The organism is Pseudomonas marginalis (assembly GCF_900105325.1).
GTDB lineage: Bacteria > Pseudomonadota > Gammaproteobacteria > Pseudomonadales > Pseudomonadaceae > Aquipseudomonas > Aquipseudomonas marginalis.
Window position 1 is genome coordinate 127798 of sequence record NZ_FNSU01000003.1, and the last position, 25173, is coordinate 152970.

A 25173-nucleotide genomic window follows, 5' to 3' on the forward strand; every position below is an offset into this window, starting at 1 on the left:
TCTAGATCAGGGCACAAGGGCCATCTACGAAAAAACCGAACATTCGGAGGATCAGGCAAGTATTCGAGAGGATTGAGTCAGTCAAGCAAGGTGCTCGATCAACACAGGGGCCGGCAGTCGATTGGTTTGTGAGGGTTTATTGATCTGGGTCAGTACAACCCCCTATTGGCTCCAGATGGCCGTCCGAGAGCGGTAGCGCTGTTTTCATGGGTGATATTATGGCGCCACTATCTTGGCGTGACAGGCGCCAGTCTGATCCATGGACATGAGGCTTTAGGGAAATGCTTAAGAACGCTCCGCTGCGTCTGAAACTGTTGTTGATTCTGCTACTGCCCATGCTCGGGTTCCTGACCCTGGCCGGCGTGTTTGTGGTGGACAACTACAAAACGCTGCGTGACATGAACACCACGGTGATGGCCAGCGCCACCGCCCAGAAGTTGAGCCAGTTGATTACCACCTTGCAGCGTGAGCGTGGTGCCAGTGGCGTGTTCCTCGGCAGTGGCGGCAAGTCCATGGGCGATCGGATGGTGCAGATGCGCAGGGACTCCAGCGCGGCCGTCGAGGTGGTGCGCGGTTTGTCCACCTCCGGCGGTGCGAACCTGGACAACGTCCTGCGGGCCCTGGACCAGTTGCCGGCGATGCGCGGGCAGGTCGATAAACTGAGCATCAACAGCACCGAATCCGGCGCGCGGTATACCGAGATCATTCAAGTGCTGACCGGTTACACCCATTCCCTGGAAGCGAGCGTCAACAACGCGACCATCGTCTACGCCCTGGGGGCCCTGAATCAATTTATCGAAATGAAAGAGCGGGCCGGACGCGAGCGCGTGGTGCTGGGCCTGGTCTTCAGCCAGGGGCATTTCGATGAGGCCCTGTTGTCGCGCTTCAGCCGCAACCTGGGCGAGTTCGGCGCCTATTACGATGCGTTCCGACGCAAAGCGCCCGCGGCCTCGCTTGCGCAGTTCGATACGCAAATGCAGCAACCGGCCGCCGTCGAAGTCGCCAAGTTGCAGCGCCTGGCGTTTGAGGTGCCGATGGGGCAGGCGCTGGGGATCAAACCCGAAGCCTGGTTTGAAACCTCTACCCAACGCATTGACCTGATGAGCCAAGTGGAGGAAGCCCTGGGCCAAAGTGTCAGCAGCCTGGCGATGCACGAGCGGGATGACGCCCGCCGCGCCCTATGGTTGACCGTTGGCGCAGTGATCGTGGCCCTGTTGGCGGTGGCGGTGTTGTCCTGGCTGATCATCCGCATGATCGATTCGGCGGTGCGCGACCTCAACCGCGTGCTCAATGACCTGGCACAGCGCGATCTCACCGCGCGGGCGACTTATGACAGCAAGGACGAATTCGGTCAGATCTCGCGCAACCTCAACCGCATGGCGCAAGAGATCAGTGGCGTGGTGCAGGAAATCGGCAACGCCACCGCACAGGTTGCAACGGCGGCGGAGGAGTCTTCAACCGTGACGATGCAGACCAGCCAAAGCGTCGAGCAGCAGCGCCAAAGCACTGAACTGGTGGCCACGGCGATCAACGAAATGAGCGCCACCGTGCGCGAGGTGGCGCACAGCACCAACGATGCGGCGCAACTGTCGCAACGGGTCAATACCAGCACCACCCAAGGACGTACCGAGATCGAAGGCACCATCACCCTGATCCGCCAGCTCTCCGGGCAGGCCGAGGACACCGCGCTGATCATTGGCGAACTCAAGCAGGAAAGCGATGGGATTTCCTCCGTGCTCGACGTCATTCGCGGCATTGCCGAGCAAACCAACCTGCTGGCCCTGAACGCGGCCATCGAAGCGGCGCGGGCAGGGGATCATGGGCGCGGATTTGCCGTGGTGGCGTCCGAGGTGCGGGTACTTGCGCAGAAGACCCAGGAGTCCACGGGGAATATTCAGCAGATGATCAGCAACCTGCAAAGTGGTTCCGATCGGGCGAGCTCGTCCATGCAGGAGACTCTGGGCAAGGCCCAGGACGGTGCGCGCAAGGTCGAACGTGCAGGTGAATTGTTGTTGGAGATCGCCGAAGGCGTGGCCAGTATCAGTGATCGCAACCTGCAGATTGCTTCGGCGGCCGAAGAGCAGAGTGCGGTTTCAGAAGACATCAACCGTAACGTCAACGAGATCAACGACCTGGTCATCCAGGTCAGTGCCGGCGCCGAGCAAACCGCAATCACCAGCCAGGAATTGGCGCGTTTGGCCGAGCACCAGCAGCGGCTGGTCAATCGGTTCAAGGTGGCGTGAGGCGGTGGTGAGGGGGGCTTTGATCGTTCCCACGCAGGTGGGAACGATCAAATGCTCAATCCGTCACACAACCCTGGGGTTTTTTCCCGGCGAAACTGTCCAGCAGACTCGCCACCACCATGTCCCCCATGCGCGTGCGGGTTTGCAGCGTCGCGCTGGCGCGGTGGGGTTGCAGCACCACTTGCTCATTGGCGAAGAGCGCCTCGGGAACATTCGGCTCGTCGACAAACACGTCCAGGGCCGCCCCCGCGATCTCACCGGCGGCCAGCGCGGCTACCAGGTCCGCCTCGTTGACCAGCTTGCCGCGTGCCACGTTGATCAAGTAGCCGTCCTTGCCCAATGCCTGCAACACCTGGGCGTTGATAATGGCTTCAGCCTGGTCGGCGGCAGCGGCCAGGATCAGCGCGTCGCTTTGGCTGGCCAACTGTTTCAGGTCGGCGATGAAGGTATGGCTCACATCGCTCATCGGCTGCAGGTCGGTGTAGCAGATCGGGCAACCGAAGGCCGCCGCTCGAGTGGCGACTGCCCGCCCGACCCGACCCATGCCGACGATGCCGATGCGCATGCCGGACACCTGGCGCGCCAACGGCAAGGGCGCCAGCGGTGTCGGACTCTGCGGCCACTGGCCCGAACGCACATAGCGATCACTGGTGCACAGCCCACGGCACACGGCGATCAGCAAGCCGATGGCCAGGTCGGCGACGTCCTCGGTCAGCGCGCCGATCGTTGCGGTCACGCGGATCCCGCGATCCCGGGCATACGCCAGGTCCACCGCATCGGTGCCCACGCCATTGACCGCCACCACTTCCAATCTCGGCAGTTGCGCCATCAGCGCCTGGCTGATGCCGGTATGCCCGCCGGTGATCACCCCGCGAATGTTCGCACCGTGTTCCTGTAAATAAGCCGGCTTGTCGGCCTGCTGGAAGTAACGTCTGACGGTAAACAGCTCATCGAGCCGCGCGTTGATTTCAGGGATCAGGATAGGGCTGAGCTGCAAGACTTCTGGTTTCATTGGGAACCTCGTGTCACGGAATAAAAAGGCCGGTTTAACCGCGACCGGCAAACGGCATGGCGCTGGCCATGACGGTCATGTTCAGGACGTTCGCTTCCAGGGGCAGCGCGGCGATGTAGCGCACGGCATCGGCCACGTGCTTGACGTCGACCATCGGCTCCACGGCGATGGTGCCGTTGGCCTGGCGTACGCCTTTGGTCATGCGCACCGACATGTCGGTCAAGGCGTTGCCGATGTCGATCTGGCTGCAGGCAATGTTGAATTCGCGCCCGTCCAGGGCCAGGGATTTGGTCAGCCCCAACACCGCATGTTTGCTGGCGGTATAGGCGCTGCTGAAAGGCCGTGGGGTATGCGCGGAAATCGAGCCGTTATTGATGATGCGTCCACCCTGTGGCTGTTGATGGCGCATCAGCCCGAAGGCGCCACGGGCGCAGAGGAAAACCCCGTTGAGGTTGGTATCGATCACGTTGCGCCACTGCTCGAACGTCAGTTCATCCAATGGCACGGCAGGGGCGTTGACCCCGGCGTTGTTGAACACCACATCGAGACGTCCGTACACCTCGGCAATGGTTGCAAACAGCGCGTCGACACTGGCCGGGTCGCGCACATCAGTGGGGACGGCCAAGGCTTCGTGGCCTTCGCTGGTCGCCAACTCGGCCAAGGCCTGCAACGGCTCCGGCCGGCGCCCGGCCAGTACCAGGGTGAAACCGTCCGCCATCAAGCCCAGGGCCACGGCGCGGCCGATTCCGCTGCCGGCGCCGGTAACCAGGGCCACCTTCAAAAGATTCGACATGGTGTTATCTCCTTTTTCCATTCTCGGGTAGGTGTGTCGGGTTCAAGCGCGCTGGCCGACGCGCATTTCGAGTTGGCCGATGCCGTCGATCCCGGCGTTGATGAGATCGCCCGGTTGCAGCACATCCACGCCCGCCGGGCTGCCGGTCATGATCAGGTCACCGGCCCGCAGCGATACCGACTGGGAGATCCGGCTGATGATCTCGCTGACCGACCAGATCTGGCTGTCGAGGCTGTCACGCTGGCGCTCCTGGCCATTGACGTTGAGCCACAACTCGCCGCTCGGGTGCCCGGCGTGAGTCACCGGCACAATGGCGGTCATGGGCGCGGCGCCGTCGAACACCTTGGCGCCTTCCCAGGGCAAGCCCTGGCTTTTGGCTGCGCGCTGCACATCGCGGCGGGTCAGGTCCAGGCCGGCGGCATAGCCCCACACATAAGCCAGCGCCTGGCCCTCTGGGATATGAGCGCCACCCTCACCGATGGCCACGACCAATTCGATTTCGTGGGCAAACTCTTCGGTCAACGGCGGGAACGTCACCTCGCCCGTCGCGTCCACCACGCTGCTCGCCGGTTTCATGAAGAACACCGGCGGCTGGCGGGACTGGCCTTGGGTATCCGGCCACGGGTAGTTGCGGCCGACGCAAAATACCCGGCCGACGGGAAAGCGCTGCAGGCTACCGGCCACCGGCAAGGTCACGGGCAGATCGGGGGTAAACACATACTCGGTCATGGTCATTTTTATCAGTGTCCTGTTGGAAGCCGCAGCCTACGGCGGCATTCATGGGTGAAGTTGGACGATTGCGGCCTGGTGTTGGAGAAAAACATGTTGTTGACTCAGCGCGCCTTGAGTTCGATGCGGTACAAGCGGCCGAGCAGCAACGAGTAAGACAAGGTGCCAATCAGCGCGACACCGCCGATAAACCAGAACGCGTAGGCAAACGAGCCTGTCGCGTGAACGATGCCGCCGATCACGATCGGGGTGACGATCCCGCCGATATTGGCGGCCAGGCTGGTGATCCCACCGGTCAGGCCGATCAGCTCCTTCGGTGCCACCTCCGATACGGCGGCCCACGACGACGACGCGATGCCTTGGGCAAAGAAGGCAATGGTCAGTATCGCGATGCAGATCACGTTCGAGTCGGTGAAATTGACCAGCACAATCGACATGCCCAGCATCGAGCCGACCACCAGGGGCAACTTGCGCGCGAAGGACATTGAGTAGCCACGGCGTATCAGCAAGTCGGAGACGATGCCGGCCAATAGAATGCCGACGGTAGCGCCCACGAACGGCAGCACCGCGAAGATCCCGGCCTTGATCATGGTCAACTTGCGCTCTTCGATCAGGTATGTCGGGAACCAGGTCAGGAAGAAGTACAGCGCCGAGGTGCTGGCGAACTTGCCGATGCAAATGGCCCATATCTGCCGGTAGCCGAACAGCTCGGTGATCTGTCGCCAATTGAAGCGGGTGCGCTCCTGGCTGCTCTTGACCAGCCCACCGCCGCCTTCGATGTACTTCAATTCTTCCTGGCTGACGCGCTTGCAGTTCAACGGGTCGCGGTACAGGTACAGCCAGGCCACACCGAACACGATGCCGAGCAACCCTGTGCTGTAGAACACATGGCGCCAGTCATAAGTGGTGGCCAGCCATAGCAGCACGCCGGTAAACAGAGCCGTGCCCAGGTACTGGCCGCACACATAGATGCTGCTGGCCATGCCGCGTTCGCGGGCCGGGAACCACACCGTCACTGCCCGGCTGTTGGCCGGAAACGCCGGTGCTTCCATGGCGCCGACGGCCAGGCGCAAGCCGAATAACGATGCAAACCCTGTGGCGAAACCCTGGCACACGGTCACGGTTGACCAACTGATCAGCGACACGCCGTAGGTGAGCCGGGAGCCGAAGCGGTCGGCCACAAAGCCTGCTGGTACCAGGGCGAGGGCATAAGTCCAGGCAAACGCGGAGAAAACCAGGCCCATTTCGATCTTGTCCAGGCCCAGGTCCTTGGCCATGAACGGTGCCGCAATCGAGATGTTCACGCGGTCGATGTAATTGATGATGGTTGCAATCAGCAGCAACGACAGCATGAACCAGCGACGCCGGGTCGGCAGCCGCTGGGGCAGGACGGCGTCCCGTACGCCGGCACTCACCGACGGCGCGGTGGACGGGGAGAGGTGCGAGTTCGACATGGGTAGACCTTTTTATTGTCAGGTGAATCGTGAAGTTCGCGCGCAGCCGAAGCCGATGCCCCCAGTACCGGGGCAGAGCAATCGCTGCATTAATGGGAGGCGCGAACAGCCGCTGTCAGGCGCTCAGAGATGCCTTCGCACGGGTCGGGCCGGGGGAGGGGGGATAGGGCAAAAAAGCAGGTTCATGGGGTGCGCACCTTTTGATTGTTTTTGGAAGGTTCGGGCTGCATGGGTGATTACAGTGGTCGTACAACATTCCAAAATCAACGCGTGCGTTAGATCGTTTTTTCTTTATGAAAAGGCCTTGAATGCAGGAGTCCAAGAAAAAACGGATTAATTTATTTGGCTAAAACCGCTGCGTTTTTTAAATAATCTATTGTTTTTTAATGATTAATTATTTTGTGGTGCGCCCGATTTTTTTGGACAGAGAAAATCGCCAACGCAGGTGAAAATAATCCGTCACACCTGGCTGTCATCCGATGACATATTGAAGCCGCGCCGGTCCGCCTGCACAATCACCCCGACCCTGTACCTGTCGAGGAGCCTCAGGCAATGTCATCACCCAGTCGAGTCCCCACTTACGTCATGCAGCAACGCAGCGAGTTGACCGACTTTTACATCCGCGACAAAAAAGGCCGTCGCGCGGAAACCAGCCCCCACCGCCATGAGTATTTCCAGATCCAGGTCAACCTGGGTGGCGACACCGTGCAGCACATCGGCAATGCCGAACGGCCGTTTCCGCGCAATGCGCTGGCGTTCATCCTGCCGCATCGGGTGCATGTGATTCCCCATCCGGCAGACAGCAACTTCATTGTGATCAATTTCTCCCAGACCTTCCTGCTGCCGCATTTGCAGTGCGACCCGATGGATCTGGAAGAGGTTTCGATCCTGCTGGCGCCCGAGTTGTCACCGTTCCGCTTCCAGGAGCATCTGGATTTCATCCTCGGCGATGAGGACTTCGGCATCGTCCGTGGCTTGATCGAACAGATGCGCGCCCTGGATGAAAACCGCCAGTTTGGCACTCGCGAGATGCTCAAGGGATTGTTGCTGCAATTGGTAGGGCGCGTGTGCGCGTTGTATGCCGAACCGCTCAAGCGCTTGGCCGAAGAGAATGCCGCCGAAGTCAGTCGGCGCGATGCACTGAGCAGAATGTCTGAGTACCTGCGCAAGAATATTGCAGACCCCGATCTGAACCTGATCAAGGTGGCGGCGGCGACTTACCTGTCACCGACCTACCTGACGCATTGGTTGCGCAAGGAAATCGGCAAGACCTTTACGGAGTTGGTGCTTGAACGCCGGATGCACGCGGCGCGCAATTATTTGCTCAATGGCACACGACCGGTGGGTGAGGTGGCCAGGTTGTGCGGTTTCGCCGACGAGGCGTATTTCTCCCGACGTTTTCGCCAGATACACGGCCAGCCACCGGGGCAATTCAGGCGCCAGCAGCTCAACCCTGACACGCCGCAATCACCCACCGGCACCTGAGTCGGCACGCGCCGTCAGTTCGCCCACCCGTCACGCACCGCACTGCGAATCCCCTCCAGCAACATCGCGAACGCCGGGTTGTCATTGTTCTCGCGCCAGATCAGGTGCAGTTCACTTTGCGCGCCTTCGCCCAGGTCGATATCGCGAAACACCACGTTCTTGAACACCACACTGCTGGCGCAACGCGGTACCAGCGCCAGCCCCATGCCGGCGTTGACCAGGGCCAGGATGGTCAGGGACGAGCCCAGCCACTGTACGTATTCCGGTGCGACACGGGCCGAGCGCAGCAGCCCGGTGAGCAGTTCGTTGAACGGCGGGTAGGCCGCATGGGCGTACATCAGGAACGGCTGGGCGTCGAGGTCGTGGACGCTGACGCTGTCGGCACTGGCCAGTCGATGGCTGCTCGGCACCGCCAGCACGAAGGGCTCGCGCACCAGGCATTCGGTGGCATAACCGGGTTCCAGCAGGGGCGCGCGGACGATGCCCAGGTCGATGCGCCGCGCGCGCAGGGCTTCGTATTGCTGGTAGGTGTTCATCTCCGAGAGGTCGATCCTGACCTGGGGCTGCTTGAGCCGTGCCTCGGCGATGACCCTGGGCAAAAACTCATACACCGCGCTGCCGACGAAGCTGATATTCACCGTGCCGATATCGCCCTCGGCAAAACGCCGTGCGGTCACGGCTGCCTGCTGGGCGCGCTCCAACAGGTTCTGCGCCTCGATGAAAAACGCCCGTCCGGCGGCGGTGAGGGCAACGCTGCGGGTGGTGCGGGTAAACAGCTCTACGCCGAGGTGATGCTCCAGTAATTGGATCTGTCGGCTGAGGGGCGGCTGGGTCATGTTCAGCCGTTCGGCGGCGCGGCGAAAATTCAGCTCGGTGGCCACGGTGGTGAAGCAGCGCAGTTGCGTCAGTTCGAACATTGATCTAATCCAGGTATCAATCGAATGCCAAGTTAGATTAGACGGGAACAATCCCCGGCGTCCATCATCGGTGCGTCCCTAAAAAAACAATGATTGGGAGTTGCCCTTGGATACCGTCCAGAATCCGCCCGACCCGAGCGTGCTCGCCCGCGCAGCCGCCAAGGTCAAGCGCCATGTACTGCCGTTGTTCGTGGTGATGTTCATCGTCAATTACATCGACCGTGTCAATATCGGCTTTGTGCGCAGCCATATGGAGACCGACCTGGGCATTGGCGCCGCCGCCTATGGCTTGGGTGCCGGGCTGTTCTTCATCGGTTACGCGATCTTCGAAGTGCCGTCCAATCTGCTGCTGCAGCGCTACGGCGCACGGGCCTGGTTGACGCGCATCATGTTCACCTGGGGCGCGGCTGCGATGGCCATGGCCTTTGTCCAAGGCGAAACCAGCTTTTATATCCTGCGCTTCGTGCTCGGCGCGGCCGAAGCCGGTTTTTTCCCCGGCATCATCTACTACTTCACCCAATGGTTGCCGGCCGCCGAGCGCGGCAAGGCGATGGCGATTTTCCTCAGCGGTTCGGCCATCGCCTCGGTGATTTCCGGGCCGGTGTCGGGGGCGTTGCTCAACGTCAGCGGCTTGAGCCTGCATGGCTGGCAGTGGATGTTCCTGATCGAGGGTTTTGCCTCCATCCTGTTGTGCGGGTTTGTGTGGTTCTGGTTGCAGTCCCACCCCCATCAGGCCAAGTGGCTCAGCGACGAAGAAAAACACGCGCTGGTGACGGCCATCGCGCTTGAGCAAACGGCCCGCGAAGCCACCCAGAGCGTGCGGCCGTCGATGTTCAAGCTGCTGGCCGACAAGCAGATCGCGCTGTTCTGCTTTATCTACTTTTCCATCGCCCTGACCATCTACGGCGCCACGTTCTGGTTGCCGAGCATGATCAAGAAAATGGGCAACCTGGGCGACTTCCAGGTGGGGTTGTTCAACTCGATCCCGTGGTTGATTTCCATCGTCGCCATGTATGGGTTCGCCGCCCTGGCGAGCAAGTGGAAACACCAGCAGGCGTGGGTGGCGCTGATGCTGGTGATCGCCGCCGTCGGCATGTTCATGTCCACCACTGGCGGGCCGGTGTTTGCGTTTGTCGCCATCTGTTTTGCCGCGATTGGCTTCAAGGCCGCTTCCGCGCTGTTCTGGCCGATCCCCCAGGGTTACCTGGATGCGCGCATCGCCGCGGCGGTGATTGCCTTGATCAATTCGGTCGGCAACCTCGGCGGTTTTGTTGCCCCCACCACCTTCGGCCTGCTGGAGCAGACCACCGGTTCGATTGAAGGCGGGCTGTACGGCCTGGCCGCGACCTCGCTGGTGGCCGCGGTGGTGGTGTTTTTTGCGCGCACCGCACCACGGCCCGGTGTGCCGCCCACCTCCAAACCGACTCATCATCATGCCTTGCGTCCAGGCCCACAGGGAGCCGCCTCTTGAAAATCGTCCGCGTTACCGTCACCCCCATCGCGTTTCGCGACCCGCCGCTGCTCAACGCCAGCGGTATCCACGAAGCCTTCGCGCTGCGCTCGATCATCGAAATCGAGAGCGACACCGGCTACATCGGCCTTGGCGAAAGCTACGGCGATGCCCCGGCGCTGGCGATCCAGCAACAGGTCAAGGATCAACTGATCGGCCTTGATCCGTTCAACCTCAACCAACTGCGCGCCATCGTGCAGGCCACCGTGGCGGCGCACAAACCCGCGAGCATTGCCGGCGCCGAACTGGCCCCCGGTTCCCATGCGAGCAAGGCAGTGAGCAATGCCTATTCGGCGTTTGAGGTGGCGTTTCTCGACCTGCAGGCGCACTCACTGAATGTGCCGCTGGTGGACCTGCTGGGCGGCGCGATCCGCGACCGGATCCCGTTCAGCGCCTACCTGTTCTTCAAGTACGCCGAGCACATCGACTCGCCCTATAAACCCGACAGTTGGGGCGAAGCCCTCAACGAAGTACAGATCGTCGCCCAGGCGCGGCGGATGATCGACACCTATGGCTTCAAAAGCATCAAGCTCAAGGCCGGTGCGCTGGACCCTGAGCATGAAGTGGCGTGCATCAAGGCCCTGAAAAAAGCCTTCCCCGGCGTGCCGCTGCGCATCGACCCGAATGGCAATTGGTCCCTGGAAACCTCGATCCGCATGGCCGAACTGCTCGGCGACGACCTGCAGTATTACGAAGACCCCACCCCCGGCCTGGAAGGCATGGCCGAGTTGCACACACGCACCGGCTTGCCCCTGGCGACCAACATGGTGGTCACCGATTTTGACGAGTTCCGCCGCAGCGTGGCCCTGAACAGCGTGCAGATCGTACTCGCCGACCATCACTACTGGGGCGGCCTGCGCGACACCCAGGTATTGGCGAAGATGTGCCAGACTTTTGGCCTGGGCGTGTCGATGCACTCCAACTCACACCTGGGCATCAGCCTGATGGCCATGGCCCACGTGGCCGCGTCGGTGCCCAACCTCGACTACGCCTGCGACACCCACTACCCCTGGCAAGAACCGGACGAAGAAGTGATCAAGGGCGGCAAACTGCCGATTGTCGACGGCTGCGTGAAGATCACCCGCGCACCGGGGCTGGGCCTGGAACTGGACCCTGATCAACTGGGCAAGCTGCATGACCAATACCTCAGCTGCGGCATTCGCCAGCGCGACGACGTGAAGCAGATGCAGCGCTATCAACCGGATTGGAAGACCGTCAAACCGCGTTTCTGAAGCTGGTCGCTTCGTTTTGCCCGGTGACTTGCGTCACCGGGCTTTTTTTAGCTGAAATCTTCTTCGAAGTGCTCCTGTTCACCCCGTGTGTCGCTCTGGCGCCGCACCACCTCCATCTGCCGCAACTCCACCCGGCGGATTTTGCCGGAAATGGTCTTGGGCAACTCGCTGACAAACTCGATCCGCCGCACCCGCTTGTAGGGCGCCAGATGCTCGCGGGCGAAGGCGAGGATGTGCGCGGCCAGTTCGGCGCTGCCCGGGGCGTCATGGGCCAGGATCAGGAACGCCTTGGGCACCGCCAGGCGCAACGGATCGGGGCTGGGCACCACGGCCACTTCCATCACCGCCGGGTGTTCGATCAGCGCGCTTTCCAGCTCGAAGGGGCTGATGCGGTAGTCGGAGGCCTTGAACACGTCGTCGGCGCGCCCGACAAAGGTGATGTAGCCGTCGGCGTCGATCTGCGCGGTGTCGCCGGTGCGGTAGTAACCGTCGCGCATCACCTCGGCGGTTTTCTCCGGGCTGTCTTCGTAGCCGAGCATCAGGCCCAGTGGGCGCACCTCAAGGGGCAGGGCGACTTCACCCTCGGTGCCCGGTACGCCGTCGGCGTCCAGCAGGGCCACCTGGTAGCCCGGCAACGGGCGGCCCATGGAGCCTGGCTTGAGCACCTGGCCCGGCGTATTGCCCACCAACGCGGTGGTTTCCGACTGGCCGAAGCCGTCGCGCAGCGGCAGGCCCCAGGCCTGTTGGATCTGCTCGATGATCTCCGGGTTCAGCGGTTCACCGGCGCCCACCAGTTCGCGCAGGTTCAGGCGTGATTTGTAGCTGGCCAGGTCTTCCTGGATCAGCATGCGCCACACCGTGGGCGGGGCGCACAGGCTGGTCACCCGGTACTTCTCCAGCGCGCCGAGCAACGCCTGGGCACTGAACCGCGCGACGTTATGGATAAAGATGCAGGCGCCGGCATTCCACGGTGCGAACAGGCAGCTCCAGGCATGCTTGGCCCAGCCCGGCGAGGAGATGTTCAGGTGCAGGTCGCCGGGTTGCAGGCCGATCCAGTACAGGGTCGACAGATGGCCGACCGGATAGCTCTGGTGGCTGTGCAGCACCATCTTCGGTTTTGAGGTGGTGCCGGAGGTGAAATACAGCAGCATCGGGTCCGTGGCCAAGGTACGGCCCTCGGCCTCGAACCGCTCGGGGTATTCAAAGGCGGCGCTGTGCGCGACCCAGCCAGTCGGCGCCGCTCCCACGCATACGCGGCTGCAACCTTCGCCCAGGCCCTCGAACTTGCCGACATGCGCCGCGCCGACCACCAGGTGGCGGACCTGGCCCCGCTCGATGCGGTCGTGCAGGTCAACCGGGTTGAGCAGGGCGGTGGCGGGGATCACCACCGCGCCGAGCTTGAAGGCCGCCAGCATGGTTTCCCACAGCGCCACATCGTTGCCGAGCATCAGAAGCACGCGCTCGCCACGCCGAACACCGAGGGCGCGCAGGTGGTTAGCGACCTGGTTGGAGCGCGCGGCCAGTTGCTGGAAGCTGTAGCGCTGCTCGCTGCCGTCCTCTTCGACGATCCACAGCGCGTCGGCGGCATTGCCCTCGGCCATGGCATCGAAGTAGTCCAGGGCCCAGTTGAAGGCGTCCAGTTGCGGCCAACGAAAGTCACGGGCGGCGGTGGCGTAGTCGGTACGGTGCGCGAGCAGAAAATCCCGGGCAGCCAGGAAGGACTGGGTCATGGTCGGTGTCCTTAATTATTGTTGTGGGGACTGGCCCTTCGGGTGCACCGAGAGGCTGGACCGAGTATAGGCACGCATAAATAAGAGCAAAACGCTCAAAAACACCGGAGCGTTGTGCAAAAAAGTCATGGGTGATAAGGGCTGGCGAGTGGTGATTGACGGGTTATACGTAAAAGTCCAGTATGGAATTATAAGTACAAAAAATCCCGCTCCAGCTTTTTCTTCACGCTTGCCAAAACCAATAACAACTCGCGAGACACGACCATGAAGAAACTCCCCCTCATCACCGCCCTGGCCTTGGGCCTGATCGCCTCCAGCCACCTGCTGGCCGCCGAGAAAACCCTGCGTATCGGCATCGAAGCGGCTTACCCACCGTTTGCGTCCAAGACCGAAGAGGGCAAGATCGTCGGCTTCGACTACGACATCGGCAATGCGCTGTGTGCGCAGATGAAGGTCAAGTGTGTGTGGGTCGAAGGTGAATTCGACGGCCTGATTCCTTCCCTCAAAGTGAAGAAAATCGACATGGCCTTGTCGTCCATGACCATCAATGACGATCGCAGGAAGTCGGTGGATTTCTCCCACAAGTACTACTTCACCTCCTCGCGCCTGGTGATGAGGGACGGTGCCGTGGTGGATGACCAGTACGCCAGCCTCAAGGGCAAGACCGTGGGTGTGCAGCGCGCCACCACCACCGACCGTTACGCCACCGAGGTGTTCGAACCCAAGGGCATCAACGTCAAGCGCTACAGCAATAACGAAGAGATCTACATGGACCTGGCGGCAGGCCGGCTGGATGCAATCTTTGCCGACACCATTCCCTTGAATGACTTTTTGCAGATGCCTCGGGGCAAGGGCTACGGGTTTGTCGGCCCGGAACTCAAGGACCCGAAATACGTGGGCGAGGGCGCCGGGATCGCGGTGCGCAAGGGCAATACCGCGCTGGTCAGCGAACTGAACAGCGCCATCGACGGCATTCGTGCCAGTGGGGAATACCAGAAGATTTCACAGCAGTACTTCAAGGCCGACATCTACGGCGATTGAGCATCATACGCGGGCAAAATGTGGTGGGAGAGGGCAAGCCCTAATGCCAGTCAGTTAAGCGTACATCGCCTCCTGTAGGAGCGAGCTTGCTCGCGAAAAACGTCAACGATAACGCGTGCTTCCTGAATGAACGCGGCGCCTGCGAGTTTTTCGCGAGCAAGCTCGCTCCTACAAAAAGCCTTAACTGACTGGCATTGAGGCAAGCCCCCTCTCACATTTGATCAGCCCTTGAGCTCCTTCAAATGCTTGTAGACCGTGGCCCGGCCCATGCCCAGCACGTTGGCCACGTAGTTCGAGGCGCTCTTGCCCTTGAACGCGCCTTCGGCATGCAGCGCCAGTACCAGCTCACGCTTGTGGTCACGGGTGAGCAGGTTCAGGCTCAGCTGGCGCTCGCGCATCCAGGCATGCAGGAATGTGTTGATGCGCTCCTGCCAGTCATCGCGAAACAGCGAGTCCGGTTGCGGGATCAGCTTGCTCGGCGACAGGAACAGGTCCAGCGCCGCCTTGGCGTTTTCGAACAGTGAGATATTCAGGTTGATGCACAGCACTGCCAGCCGGCGACCTGTGTGGTCATGCAGCACGGTGCTCAGGCTGCGGATTTTCTGGCCATCCCAATTGAGCTTTTCGTAGGGGCCGATATTCACGTCGCTGACGTCGGCGCTGAGCATGTCCTCCAGCGCCGAGTCGTCGCCAATGCCCCTTTTGGACAGGTTATTGGCGATGTAATCGACTTTTTGCGTGCGCAGGTCATGCAGCACCACTTCAGCGTGGGGGAAGAACAGCGTGGCGATTGCATCGGCAATCGCACGGAAATTCTGCATGACTTTTTCGTGTTCGGCGCTGTTCATCAATGGGGCTCCAGGCGGGCGAGGGAGAGCATACCAGCGTCGAGGCCGAACCGTGTCAGTGGTTCCGGCAACGCTTCACCGCGCACCAGCGCTGCACTGGCCTGGCCCATGGCGGGCGATGTCTGGATCCCATAACCGCCTTGCGCCGCCACCCAGAACAGGCCGGGTACCTGTGGGTCGAAGCCGCTGAGCAAATCACCATCGTGCACAAAACTGCGCAGGCCGGCCCAGGTGCGCGTCGGGCGGCGGATAGCCAGGGTGGTGGCTTCTTCTATCTGATAGATGCCCATGGCGATGTCCAGCTCTTCGGGCTGTACATCCTGGGGCTCCACCGGGTCGGCATTCGCCGGCGAGCCGAGGAACATGCCGGCGTCGGGTTTCATGTAGAAGGCTTCGTCGAGGGCCACCAGCATCGGCCAGGCGTGGCTGTCCACGCCTTCGGGGCCGGCGAAGATAAATGCCGAGCGCCGCTTGGGTTGCAGGCCGATGGACGCGGCGCCCGCCAGCCCGCCGATATGATCGGCCCAGGCGCCAGCGGCGTTGATAATGATCGGCGCGGTGTAGGTCCCGTCCTGGGTGTTTACGTGCCAGAGGCCCGCGCTGTCACGGCTCAAGCCCAGTACATGGCTGTCGGTACGCACTTCGCCCTGATTGCGTCGGATACCGCGCAAATAGCCCTGGTGCAGGGCGTCGGTGTCGATGTCGCTGGCGGTCGGGTCATACAGCGCGCCATGGACTTTTTCCCGGCGCAGGATCGGCAGGCGCGCGCAGGCTTCATCCGCCGTGAGCCGTTCGACCTGGGGCACCGTGGCCTTGGCGCTCAGGTACTGGGCCTGCAATTCGGCGGCGTCACCGTTGAAGTCCACAGTCATTTCGCCGCGTGGCGTCAGCAGCGGGTGCTCGCAGAAACCCGGCGGCGGGTTATCGAAAAACGCGCGGCTGGCCTGGGTCAACGCCCGCACCTGCGGGGTGCCATACGCCGCCGTGTAGAGCGCCGCCGAGCGTCCGGTGGAGTGATAGGCCGGGTGGGATTCACGCTCCAGCACCAGCACCTTGCCATGGGGCGACAACCAGAAACCCGTGGACGCGCCGGCAATGCCGCCGCCGATGATGATGAAGTCGGCATGGCTCATAACAGTCTCCAGAGGGCATTGGCCAGGGCGATGTCTTCCAGGCCCAGGCCGATGGAACGGAAAAATACGTGGCGGTCATAGGCCGGGCGCTGTACCTGCTCACTGAGCAGTTCGGGCAGGTCGCCGACGATCGCGTTCTTGTCCCAGCCGTGCTGTTCAGCGGCAATCAACATTTCGCCGGCCGAGCCGGGGGTGGTCTGGCGATAGTCGCAGAACACCTGCATGGCGTTGAGGCTCTGGGGCGGCACTTCATGGGCACGCGGGGCGTTGGTGCTGATCGAGGTGATCAGCGCCGGCTTGCTCAAGCGCGACGGGTCGATCACCGGGCCGGCCGATGAGGTGCACAGCAGGATCACATCGGCGTCGGCCACCGCCGCATCGCAGCTGTTGGCGATGCTCAAACGTGGATCCAGGCGTTTGATGGCGTCGGTATTGGCAGTGGCCAGGCGTGGCGAAAACAGGCTGATGCCCTGCCAGTCCCGCAGATTCTTCACGTAATGCAAATGTGCCAGCGCGACCTTGCCGCTGCCGATGATCGCCAGGCGCCGTGCCACCTGCGGGGCCAGCGCCTCCACAGCCAGCGCAGTGGTCGCGGCGGTGCGCGCGGTGGTCAACTCGGCGGCATCGCACAGCAACAGGGGCTCGCCGGTTTGCATCGACATCAACAGCGTCCAGGCCGTCACCAGCGGCCCTTGCTCGCGCACGATATACGGCGAGGTCTTGACCCCGTACACCCCCTCTTCAGCCAGCACGCCCAGGTAATTGATGAAATCGCCGGCGTCGTGGGGGAACGCCACTAATTGCTGCGCCGGTTGCACCGCGTGCCCGGCGGCCAGGGCGCGAAACAGCGTGTGCAGGATCTGCGGTACATCGACTTGGGCGAGCAGTTCACGGGCCTGGGCCTGGTTGATTACATGGGGCGCGCTGGACATGGATATCTCCGATATCTGAACTTATTTGTCCATTATGGACTTTTAGTTCCGTTGGGCAAGCTAAAAACCTCAGCCCTCGAAGCGGAATCCCGTCGATAACTTTTCCTTCAAATACCCCACCAACGCACTCACCGACTTCGGCACATGGGGCGAATACGGCCGAATCAGGTAGATCTCATCGGCAAACGCGCCCTTGAGTGTCCAGCCCTTGAGCACCTGTACCAGCTTGCCGCTGGCCAGCGCAGCGTGGGCGCTGAAGTCCGGGAGCAGGGCGATGCCCAGGTGGTTGAGCGCCGAATCACGCAGGGCTTCGCTGTTGTTGGTGGCGAAGCTGCCGGCGATGGGCACGGTGAGGCGTTCGACCTTTTTGCTGCCGCGCTCGAAGGTCCATGCGGGCTGGTCGGTGCCGCGCGGGTAGAACAGGCAGTTGTGCGCCGACAGGTCGCCGGGTTCGCGGGGTTCGCCGTGGCGTTGCAGGTAATCGCGGCTGGCGACCAGCACCGAACCGGTGTCGCACAGCTTCCAGGCCACATGGGTTTCCGGCACCTGGAAGCCGTGGCGCACAGCGAGGTCGTAGCCTTCGGCCGCCAGCGAACTCAGGGCATCCGAGACATCCAGCTGGATACGCACCTGCGGGTACTGCTGCAGGAACTCCGCCAAGTGCGGCACCAACTGTTGCCGGGCAAATGCCACGGGAGCGGTCAAGCGCACCAGGCCACGAATCTCCCCGGCGGAATCGCGCACCGACGAGAAGCTGCGCGCGATTTGCTCATAGGCACCGCGCACTTCACGGGTCAGCGACAACCCGGCATCGGTCAACCGCACACTGCGCGTGGTACGGGTCACCAGCCGTGTGCCGGTGGCTTTCTCGAGGTCGGAAATGCGCTGGCTGACCGCGGATTTACTCACCCCCAGGCGCGCAGCGGCGGCGGTGTAGGTGCCGTGTTCCTCCAGCACTGAGAGCCAGTGAATGTGGGTCCACAGCCCTTCGATCTCGGATTTTTCCATGGGCTTATTGTTCGCTTATAAGGACAATCAGTTCTTGATTCTGCTCTGGTTTGGAACAAACCGAAAGCCTATCGTGTGTCCCAACGCAACCCACCTGGATCGACTGCCATGACTACAACAATCGAGCACTACATCAACGACCAGCGCGTCAGCCGCGATGATCGCTATCAGGACGTCTACAACCCGGCCACCGGCGAAATCACCGGCCGCGTTGCCCTGGCCAGCAGCCAGACCGTGTCCGAAGCCGTCGCCGCTGCACAGGCCGCTTTTGCCGGTTGGGCCGACACCCCGCCTATCCGTCGCGCCCGCGTGCTGTTCGAATACCTGCACCTGCTGCGTGAGCGCAAGGACGACCTGGCGCGCATCATCGTCGCCGAACACGGCAAGGTCTTCACCGATGCCCAGGGCGAAGTCGACCGTGGCATCGACATTCTCGAATTCGCCTGCGGCATCCCCAACCTGCTCAAGGGCGAGCATTCCGACCAGGTCTCCCGTGGCATGGACAACTGGACGATGCGCCAACCCCTGGGCGTCGTGGCCGGTGTCACGCCATTCAACTTCCCGGTGATGGTGCCGATGTGGATGTACCCGATCGCCATTGCGGCGGGCAACACCTTCATCCTCAAGCCAAGCCCGACCGACCCAAGTGCTTCGCTGTTCATGGCTGAACTGCTGCGTGAAGCCGGCCTGCCCAAAGGCGTATTCAACGTGGTGCAGGGCGACAAGGAATCGGTGGACGCGCTGATCGCGCACCCGGACGTCAAGGCCGTGAGCTTCGTCGGCTCCACGCCGATTGCGCAGTACATCTACGAAACCGGTGCGCGCAACGGCAAGCGTGTGCAAGGCCTGGGCGGTGCGAAGAACCACATGGTGGTGATGCCGGACGCGGATATCGAAAAAACCGTCGATGCCTTGATGGGCGCCGCCTACGGCAGTGCCGGCGAACGCTGCATGGCCATTTCCGTAGCGGTGCTGGTCGGCGATGTCGGTGACAAGGTCATCGCCGCCCTGACCGAACGCGCCAGGCATCTGCGCATCACCGACGGCCGCGACCTCAAGGCGGAGATGGGCCCGATTGTGTCCCGCGCCGCACTGGAGCGCATCAGCGGCTACATCGAACAAGGCGTGCAGGCCGGCGCGCAACTGCTGCTCGACGGACGTGACTATGTACCCACCGAGGCTGGCCTGGAAAACGGCTTCTGGCTCGGCGCGACCCTGTTCGACCACGTGACCCAGGAGATGAGCATCTACCGCGAAGAAATTTTCGGCCCGGTACTGGCCTGCGTGCGCGTGAATGACTTCGCCGAGGCGGTGAAGCTGGTCAACGACCACGAATTCGGCAACGGCGTCAGCTGCTTTACCCGCGACGGCAACATTGCCCGCGAGTTTGCCCGGCGTATCGAAGTGGGCATGGTCGGCATCAACGTGCCTATCCCGGTGCCGATGGCCTGGCACGGGTTTGGTGGCTGGAAGAAGAGCCTGTTCGGCGACATGCACGCCTACGGCACTGAGGGTGTGCGCTTCTACACCAAGCAGAAATCGATCATGCAGCGCTGGTCGGAGAGCATCGAGCAGGGCGCGGAGTTTGCGATGCCGGTGTCCAAATAACGGCCAAAAGAACACAGCGGAACCCTGTGGGAGGGGGCTTGCCAGGGTACAAACCGGGGACATCGTTTACATTTCTAACCGGGGACATGGTTTACAGGCTAATACGCATGATCAGGAGGTAACTGATCATGCCCTGGAACCAAGAGTCCCCCATGAATCAAAGAATCAAGCTGGTAGCTGATTGGCTTTCTGGCAACTTCACCAAAAGCCAGTTGGCACGCCGCTTTGACGTTAGCCGACCTACCGTCGATAAGTGGATTGCCCGGCACGACGGCGATTTGAGGTCTTTATCCGAACTGTCCCGGCGACCTCACAACAGCCCAAATAAAACCGACGACGAGATTTTGGCCCGTGTAGTCGCGATGAAGGAGGCTCACGATAAATGGGGGCCGAAAAAGCTTCTCGAGCTATTACGGCTGGAAGATCCCTCCGTCACCTGGCCCTCTCCAAGTACGGCCGGTCAATGGCTTGACCGACTTGGGCTCGTCAAAAAGCGGCGCTTCAAACGCCGACACAGCATTTCCCACGCACAAATGCGAAAGGCCGACGAACCTAACAAGACGTGGTGTGCTGACTACAAAGGGCAGTTCAAGATGCTTAATGCTCAGATGTGCTTCCCTTTGACCGTCACAGACCATGCGTCGCGGCTGATTTTAGCGTGCAGGGCCCATCCCAAGATCATGACCCAGCCTGTAAAACAGGCCTTTGAGAGGCTTTTTCAGGAGTACGGCATGCCGGAAGTTATCCGTTCGGACAACGGGGTACCGTTCGCCTCTCCTGGCCTGGCAAGAATATCCACACTGGCAGTTTGGTGGATTCGGCTGGGTATTTATCCCGAGCGAACCATGCCGGGAAGACCCGCCCAGAATGGTCGCCATGAACGAATGCACCGTAGCTTGAAACTTGAGTTGCCCTTAGGGAAAAACTTAGTCGAGCAGCAGCTTTTGCTGGAGCATTTCAGGCATGAGTTTAATTACGTACGCCCTCACGAAGCGCTCGGCATGAAACGTCCGGGAGACTTGTATGTGCCGTCCACCCGAATTTATCCAGGATGCTTGCCCGATGTGGAATATCCGGCAGAAATGAAAGTTCGAAGCGTCAGGCAGGACGGATCGATCAAGTGGAACGGCAAGTTGGTATTTATCAGCGAGGCGCTGTCCGGGGAAAGGATAGGGCTCAAAGAAGCTGAAGATGAAGCTTGGGATTTGTACCTGTGTGATTATCCCTTGGGGAGGCTTGGACGAGGTATGACCCGCGTCCAGGCCTCAAATGTGTAAACGATGTCCCCGGTTTCAGATGTAAACGATGTCTACGGTTCTACACAGTCAGTTAAGGAAAAACACTGTAACTGTGGTGAGCGGGACAAGCCCGCTCGCCACTGGTTACTGTTTGCCCGTTCTATCTCTCTACTGATCAGCATTAGGGCAAGCCCCCTCCCACTTTTGGTTGTTTTTCACTTGAGGGTTGACGGCCAGGCGAATGACGAATACTGTACATAAGCACAGTGTTTAAGCGCTGATCAACCAGGATGGCAACATCAGCCACGCCAAACACTGTGTGCAAGTTAATGGATTAACTTAATGCACAGGCTCGTTATACCGAGCCGTTTGATTGATAGAGAGGGAACTCATGTCCTATCCAGAAAGCAAACTCACCGGCTTGACCGGTTTCGCCCTCGCGGCAAAAGTCACTGGCGGCTGGTCCGGTCCTGTGGTCAGTATCACCACCCTGGATCAACTCAAGGCCAATATTGGCGACACCACCCCACGGGTATTGGTGATCAACAGTAATATCTCGGCGTCGAGCCTGACCAAAGTCAACTTGGGCGCCAACAAGACCCTGATCGGTTCGTTCCAGAACCGCACGTTGGAGAATATTCACCTGCGTGCAACCGCGCAGTCGCAGAACATTATTCTGCAGAATATTATCTTCAAGCATTCGGCGAGCATTAAGGCCAATGACGATATTCAGGTCTACCTGAACTACGGCAGCAAGTACTGGATTGACCATTGCTCGTTTGTCGGTCACAGCTGGTCCACCACTGACGGCAGTGAAGATAAACTGCTGTATATCGGTGAAAAAGCCGATTATGCCACCATCAGCAACTGCTTCTTTGGCAGCCACAAGTACGGGCTGATCTTCGGTCACCCAGCGGATGATAATAAGGCAGAGTTCAACGGTTATCCGCGCCTGACGTTGTGCCATAACCGCTTCGACAATATGGAAGTGCGCGCACCCGGCTTGATGCGCTATGGTTATTTCCATGTGTATAACAACTACATCAATAACTTCCACCTCGGTTTTACCCTGGCGCAGAACGCCAATATCCTGTCTGAAAGTAACTATTTTGGCGAGGGCAGCCAAAACAAAGGCATGTTGGATGACAAAGGCACCGGGACGTTCACGGATACAAACAGTGTGCCGCCGATCACCAACCAGAAGTCGCCCAAAGCACAATGGACGGCCAGTTCCAACTACGCCTATACCTTGAAGACTGCGGCGCAAGCCAAGGACTTCACCCAGAAGAATGCCGGTGCCCAGGCTGCGGCGCTGGTATTCGGTAGTTGATTAGCTAGCTTTCTACTGAGCTGTCATTTATTGCAAGTGCCACTGTATTTATATCAAGGATATAAATACAGTGATGGCCTTTGTCATATAAATAATTCTTCATGTTGCGATAAGCAAGTGCCCATGTTAAACCTTGGTGCGCACTTGCAGAGCCAACTATCTCTTGCTCTTTCAGTCAGTATTAAGTTGCTGGCTGTTCGGTGCTATTTAATCTTCGCTTGTCACTTAAGCGTCAGCAAAAGGACATCATCATGAAACATGCGAATCACGCACCCACTCGCTGGACACGGGCCGATGCGCTGAAAGTTAATGAAAATGACCCGACGACGACACAGCCGTTAGTGAGTCCTGACTTTCCTGTCATGAGTGACACGGTCTTTATCTGGGACACCATGCCCTTGCGTGAACTCGATGGCACGGTGGTATCGGTGGATGGCTGGTCGGTGATCTTCACCCTGACCGCCGACCGTCGCCCCCATGATCCACAATTCATCAATGCCGATGGCCGTTACGACATCAAGCGCGATTGGGAAGACCGTCATGGTCATGCGCGGATCTGCTACTGGTATTCGCGCACCGGCAAGGACTGGATCTTCGGCGGCCGTGTCATGGCCGAAGGGGTTTCGCCGACCACCCGTGAATGGGCGGGCACGCCGATTCTGTTGAATAACAACGGTGACATCGACCTGTACTACACCTGCGTCACGCCGGGTGCCACGATTGCCAAGGTCCGAGGCCAGGTCATTACGTCGGACACCGGTGTCACCCTCCAGGGCTTTGATCAGGTCAAGTCGTTGTTCGACGCCGACGGCACCTATTATCAAACCGAAGCGCAGAATGCGACCTGGAACTTTCGCGATCCCAGCCCCTTTATCGATCCCGTCGATGGCAAGTTGTACATGGTGTTCGAAGGCAATGTCGCCGGTGAGCGCGGCACTCACGAAGTGGGCCCGAACGAGCTGGGCCTGGTGCCGCCGGGGCACGAGGACGTGGGCGGTGCCCGCTACCAGGTGGGCTGCATCGGCATCGCCGTGGCCAAGGACCTCAACGGTGACGAGTGGGAAATCCTGCCGCCACTGGTCACGGCCGTTGGCGTGAACGACCAGACCGAACGGCCGCACTATGTGTTCCAGGACAACAAGTACTACCTGTTCACCATCAGCCACAAGTTCACCTATGCCGATGGCGTGACGGGGCCGGATGGCGTCTATGGGTTTGTCAGCGATCATCTGTTCGGGCCCTATACGCCGATGAACGCGTCCGGGCTGGTCCTCGGCAATCCGCCGTCGCAGCCGTTCCAGACGTATTCCCACTGCGTGATGCCCAACGGCCTGGTGACGTCGTTTATCGACAGCGTGCCCACCACCGGCGATGACTATCGCATCGGCGGCACCGAGGCGCCGACGGTCAGGATCGTGTTGAAGGGCGATCGTTCGTTTGTGCAGGAGGCTTATGACTATGGCTACATTCCGGCGATGCGGGATGTGGTGTTGAGCCAGTGACCGCAGTGCAAAACCCAGCCTGAATTCATCAGGTAGGTGGGAGGGGGCTTGCCCCCTCCCACTTTTTTTGACCGCATTTCAGCCTGCCTTCAAGGCTCAAGTCCTCGCCCACCTGGCCGATACAGGCACTAGCAGCACGAGTGATCCCGAGCTCGTAGGTGCACGCCTGGTCGTCGCTCAGGTCAACGAATAAAAATCAAAAGGGGTGGCCATGACCATATTGCAGCGTGTGATCGGCGGGTTTGCGGTGTTGGTGCTGTTACTGCTAGTCATGGCGGGGATCAGTTATCAGAACACGCAATCCATCAGCAGTCGCTTGAACATTATCACCGGCGAGTCGGCACCCTTGAGCCGGGCCGCCAGTGAGCTATACGTGCACATCCTGCGCGCCAACCAGGCGTTGCTGGCCCTTCAGATCAGCACCGACCCCAAGCAGATCGAGGACGGCAAGCGACCGTTCACCGAGAGCATCGCCCAGTTCAATCAATTGCTCGACAGCACCGTTGCCTATACGGGCGAGCATGAGGCGCTGCGCGCGAACCTGGCGCAGCAGCGCCAACAGGTAGCGGCCTACGCCGAACAGGCGCAGGCGCTGATGGCGTCCCACGTGCAACACGTGCAGCAATTGGCGCTGACGCGGCAACTGCAAGGCTACAGCAGTGCACAGGCGATACAACTGACCAGCTATCTGCGCGATTACATTGCCCATGCACGCAGTGTCGGCGAACCGCAACAGGTGGCCGCAGCGGAAAAGCTGCTGTTGGAGGTCAACAAATCCTACGATGGCTTCGCGGCTCATACCGTCACGCCGGCTATTGATAAATTACAGCGTGTGCTCAATCTCCAGGACGAAGTGATCAGCACCCGGGCCCAGGCCCTGGCGGCGATTGACCCCAGGGTCGGGCGGATTGCCGGCGTCATGGTCAATCGCCTGCTGAGTGACCTGACCGCCCCTGACGGCCTGTTCCAGGCTTATCAGGTGGAGGCAAAACTGGCCGCGCAGGTGCAGCAGCAACGCAGTGCGGTTGACGCGGCGCTGAAAGCCACCCTGGACAGGATTGGCGAGTTCGGCAGCCAGTCCCTGGAGGTCGCCAACCAGGCCAGCCAGTCGGCCAATGCCACCATCGGCACCAGCCGCAGCTTGCTGTTGATCGCGTGTGTGCTGGCGGTGCTGGCGGCGGTGGCGATTGGTACCTGGGTCGCCTTCAGCCTGCGGCGTCCGCTGGCGGCGTTTCGCGAAGTCCTCAAGACGCTTACTGCGGGAGACATGCGGGTCAGTTTCGATGTCAGCCGTAAAGACGAGTTCGGTGAGTTGGGCGGTTACCTGAACGAACTGACCACGGCCCTGCGCAAAACCTTCCGTGAATTGATCGGCTCTGCCGATGCGCTGGCCGTTACCGCGGGCAGCAACGCCCTGAACAGCGAGCA

19 protein-coding genes and 1 pseudogene are annotated in these 25173 nt (G+C 60.7%); 10 read left to right on the forward strand and 10 right to left on the reverse strand.

Going from position 1 to position 25173, the window contains the following annotated elements:
• Positions 1-413 precede the first annotated feature (413 nt).
• Entirely contained in the window at positions 414-2243 is a 1830-nt protein-coding gene (locus BLW22_RS10050; RefSeq protein ID WP_413038075.1) for a methyl-accepting chemotaxis protein, read from the forward strand.
• Between the two features lie 55 nt (positions 2244-2298).
• Here BLW22_RS10050 and BLW22_RS10055 read toward each other — a convergent pair whose 3' ends face one another.
• The 4 genes from BLW22_RS10055 to BLW22_RS10070 all read right to left on the reverse strand — a co-directional run bounded on the left by BLW22_RS10055 (position 2299) and on the right by BLW22_RS10070 (position 6231).
• The gene (locus tag BLW22_RS10055) at positions 2299-3255 is read right to left on the reverse strand and encodes a 2-hydroxyacid dehydrogenase (protein WP_065947975.1); all 957 of its coding nucleotides are present in this window, start codon (positions 3253-3255) and stop codon (positions 2299-2301) included.
• A gap of 34 nt (positions 3256-3289) precedes the next feature.
• Positions 3290-4048, reverse strand: a complete 759-nt coding sequence (locus tag BLW22_RS10060; protein WP_074846002.1) for an SDR family oxidoreductase — start codon at positions 4046-4048, stop codon at positions 3290-3292.
• A 42-nt stretch (positions 4049-4090) separates the two neighbouring features.
• Positions 4091-4783: a fumarylacetoacetate hydrolase family protein gene (locus BLW22_RS10065; RefSeq protein ID WP_074846005.1), complete on the reverse strand. Its 693-nt coding sequence runs from the start codon at positions 4781-4783 to the stop codon at positions 4091-4093.
• A 98-nt stretch (positions 4784-4881) separates the two neighbouring features.
• Entirely contained in the window at positions 4882-6231 is a 1350-nt protein-coding gene (locus BLW22_RS10070) for an MFS transporter (RefSeq protein WP_065947972.1), read from the reverse strand.
• 552 nt (positions 6232-6783) lie between these two features.
• Between BLW22_RS10070 and BLW22_RS10075 the strand changes: the two genes are divergently transcribed.
• Positions 6784-7716: a helix-turn-helix transcriptional regulator gene (locus BLW22_RS10075; RefSeq protein WP_074846008.1), complete on the forward strand. Its 933-nt coding sequence runs from the start codon at positions 6784-6786 to the stop codon at positions 7714-7716.
• A gap of 14 nt (positions 7717-7730) precedes the next feature.
• On the opposite strand, the gene BLW22_RS10080 is transcribed toward BLW22_RS10075, so the two are convergent.
• Positions 7731-8633 (reverse strand): LysR family transcriptional regulator, encoded by a 903-nt coding sequence (locus BLW22_RS10080; RefSeq protein WP_065947970.1) that lies wholly within the window; start codon positions 8631-8633, stop codon positions 7731-7733.
• A 106-nt stretch (positions 8634-8739) separates the two neighbouring features.
• Here BLW22_RS10080 and BLW22_RS10085 point away from each other — a divergent pair, with 106 nt between their 5' ends.
• Positions 8740-10104 (forward strand): MFS transporter, encoded by a 1365-nt coding sequence (locus tag BLW22_RS10085; RefSeq protein WP_065924419.1) that lies wholly within the window; start codon positions 8740-8742, stop codon positions 10102-10104.
• Complete coding sequence (locus BLW22_RS10090) at positions 10101-11375, forward strand: glucarate dehydratase family protein (protein ID WP_065947969.1); 1275 nt, start codon at positions 10101-10103, stop codon at positions 11373-11375. Before BLW22_RS10085 ends, BLW22_RS10090 begins: the two co-directional genes overlap by 4 nt.
• A 47-nt stretch (positions 11376-11422) precedes the next feature.
• On the opposite strand, the gene BLW22_RS10095 is transcribed toward BLW22_RS10090, so the two are convergent.
• Positions 11423-13105 (reverse strand): AMP-binding protein, encoded by a 1683-nt coding sequence (locus BLW22_RS10095; protein WP_065924415.1) that lies wholly within the window; start codon positions 13103-13105, stop codon positions 11423-11425.
• A 264-nt stretch (positions 13106-13369) separates the two neighbouring features.
• On the opposite strand from BLW22_RS10095, the gene BLW22_RS10100 reads away from it, so the two are divergent.
• Positions 13370-14146, forward strand: a complete 777-nt coding sequence (locus BLW22_RS10100; RefSeq protein WP_074846010.1) for an ABC transporter substrate-binding protein — start codon at positions 13370-13372, stop codon at positions 14144-14146.
• A gap of 221 nt (positions 14147-14367) precedes the next feature.
• On the opposite strand, the gene BLW22_RS10105 is transcribed toward BLW22_RS10100, so the two are convergent.
• From BLW22_RS10105 to BLW22_RS10120, 4 genes are all read right to left on the reverse strand, one after another.
• Positions 14368-14994, reverse strand: a complete 627-nt coding sequence (locus tag BLW22_RS10105; protein WP_065947967.1) for a helix-turn-helix transcriptional regulator — start codon at positions 14992-14994, stop codon at positions 14368-14370.
• Entirely contained in the window at positions 14994-16127 is a 1134-nt protein-coding gene (locus tag BLW22_RS10110) for an NAD(P)/FAD-dependent oxidoreductase (RefSeq protein WP_074846012.1), read from the reverse strand. Before BLW22_RS10110 ends, BLW22_RS10105 begins: the two co-directional genes overlap by 1 nt.
• Complete coding sequence (locus BLW22_RS10115) at positions 16124-17059, reverse strand: ornithine cyclodeaminase family protein (RefSeq protein WP_065924411.1); 936 nt, start codon at positions 17057-17059, stop codon at positions 16124-16126. The genes BLW22_RS10110 and BLW22_RS10115 overlap by 4 nt, the downstream gene beginning before the upstream one ends.
• A 69-nt stretch (positions 17060-17128) precedes the next feature.
• Positions 17129-18067 carry a LysR family transcriptional regulator gene (locus BLW22_RS10120; protein ID WP_065924410.1) on the reverse strand — a complete coding sequence of 313 codons (939 nt, stop codon included), beginning with the start codon at positions 18065-18067 and terminating at the stop codon, positions 17129-17131.
• Between the two features lie 108 nt (positions 18068-18175).
• Here BLW22_RS10120 and BLW22_RS10125 point away from each other — a divergent pair, with 108 nt between their 5' ends.
• The 5 genes and pseudogenes from BLW22_RS10125 to BLW22_RS35935 all read left to right on the forward strand — a co-directional run.
• Entirely contained in the window at positions 18176-19675 is a 1500-nt protein-coding gene (locus tag BLW22_RS10125) for a CoA-acylating methylmalonate-semialdehyde dehydrogenase (RefSeq protein WP_027603551.1), read from the forward strand.
• Positions 19676-19803: 128 nt separating this feature from the next.
• Positions 19804-20952, forward strand: coding sequence for an integrase core domain-containing protein (locus BLW22_RS10130; RefSeq protein WP_065924691.1), 1149 nt, complete (start codon positions 19804-19806; stop codon positions 20950-20952).
• A gap of 352 nt (positions 20953-21304) precedes the next feature.
• A complete protein-coding gene (locus BLW22_RS10135; protein ID WP_053139574.1) occupies positions 21305-22243 on the forward strand; it encodes a pectate lyase family protein in 939 nt (312 codons plus the stop codon).
• A 251-nt stretch (positions 22244-22494) separates the two neighbouring features.
• A complete protein-coding gene (locus BLW22_RS10140; protein ID WP_065926252.1) occupies positions 22495-23745 on the forward strand; it encodes a glycoside hydrolase family 68 protein in 1251 nt (416 codons plus the stop codon).
• Positions 23746-24664: 919 nt separating this feature from the next.
• A pseudogene (locus BLW22_RS35935) lies at positions 24665-25084 on the forward strand (HAMP domain-containing protein); the annotation flags it as partial.
• Between the last annotated feature and the right edge of the window lie 89 nt (positions 25085-25173).

What these genes read in the sequence shown, in the direction of transcription:
- BLW22_RS10050 (WP_413038075.1), top strand. Translation starts at nt 414, where the DNA reads ATGGCCAGCGCCACCGCCCAGAAGTTGAGCCAGTTGATTACCACCTTG.
- BLW22_RS10055 (WP_065947975.1), bottom strand. Translation starts at nt 3,255, where the DNA reads ATGAAACCAGAAGTCTTGCAGCTCAGCCCTATCCTGATCCCTGAAATC.
- BLW22_RS10060 (WP_074846002.1), bottom strand. Translation starts at nt 4,048, where the DNA reads ATGTCGAATCTTTTGAAGGTGGCCCTGGTTACCGGCGCCGGCAGCGGA.
- BLW22_RS10065 (WP_074846005.1), bottom strand. Translation starts at nt 4,783, where the DNA reads ATGACCATGACCGAGTATGTGTTTACCCCCGATCTGCCCGTGACCTTG.
- BLW22_RS10070 (WP_065947972.1), bottom strand. Translation starts at nt 6,231, where the DNA reads ATGTCGAACTCGCACCTCTCCCCGTCCACCGCGCCGTCGGTGAGTGCC.
- BLW22_RS10075 (WP_074846008.1), top strand. Translation starts at nt 6,784, where the DNA reads ATGTCATCACCCAGTCGAGTCCCCACTTACGTCATGCAGCAACGCAGC.
- BLW22_RS10080 (WP_065947970.1), bottom strand. Translation starts at nt 8,633, where the DNA reads ATGTTCGAACTGACGCAACTGCGCTGCTTCACCACCGTGGCCACCGAG.
- BLW22_RS10095 (WP_065924415.1), bottom strand. Translation starts at nt 13,105, where the DNA reads ATGACCCAGTCCTTCCTGGCTGCCCGGGATTTTCTGCTCGCGCACCGT.
- BLW22_RS10100 (WP_074846010.1), top strand. Translation starts at nt 13,370, where the DNA reads ATGAAGAAACTCCCCCTCATCACCGCCCTGGCCTTGGGCCTGATCGCC.
- BLW22_RS10105 (WP_065947967.1), bottom strand. Translation starts at nt 14,994, where the DNA reads ATGAACAGCGCCGAACACGAAAAAGTCATGCAGAATTTCCGTGCGATT.
- BLW22_RS10110 (WP_074846012.1), bottom strand. Translation starts at nt 16,127, where the DNA reads ATGAGCCATGCCGACTTCATCATCATCGGCGGCGGCATTGCCGGCGCG.
- BLW22_RS10115 (WP_065924411.1), bottom strand. Translation starts at nt 17,059, where the DNA reads ATGTCCAGCGCGCCCCATGTAATCAACCAGGCCCAGGCCCGTGAACTG.
- BLW22_RS10120 (WP_065924410.1), bottom strand. Translation starts at nt 18,067, where the DNA reads ATGGAAAAATCCGAGATCGAAGGGCTGTGGACCCACATTCACTGGCTC.
- BLW22_RS10125 (WP_027603551.1), top strand. Translation starts at nt 18,176, where the DNA reads ATGACTACAACAATCGAGCACTACATCAACGACCAGCGCGTCAGCCGC.
- BLW22_RS10130 (WP_065924691.1), top strand. Translation starts at nt 19,804, where the DNA reads ATGCCCTGGAACCAAGAGTCCCCCATGAATCAAAGAATCAAGCTGGTA.
- BLW22_RS10135 (WP_053139574.1), top strand. Translation starts at nt 21,305, where the DNA reads ATGTCCTATCCAGAAAGCAAACTCACCGGCTTGACCGGTTTCGCCCTC.
- BLW22_RS10140 (WP_065926252.1), top strand. Translation starts at nt 22,495, where the DNA reads ATGAAACATGCGAATCACGCACCCACTCGCTGGACACGGGCCGATGCG.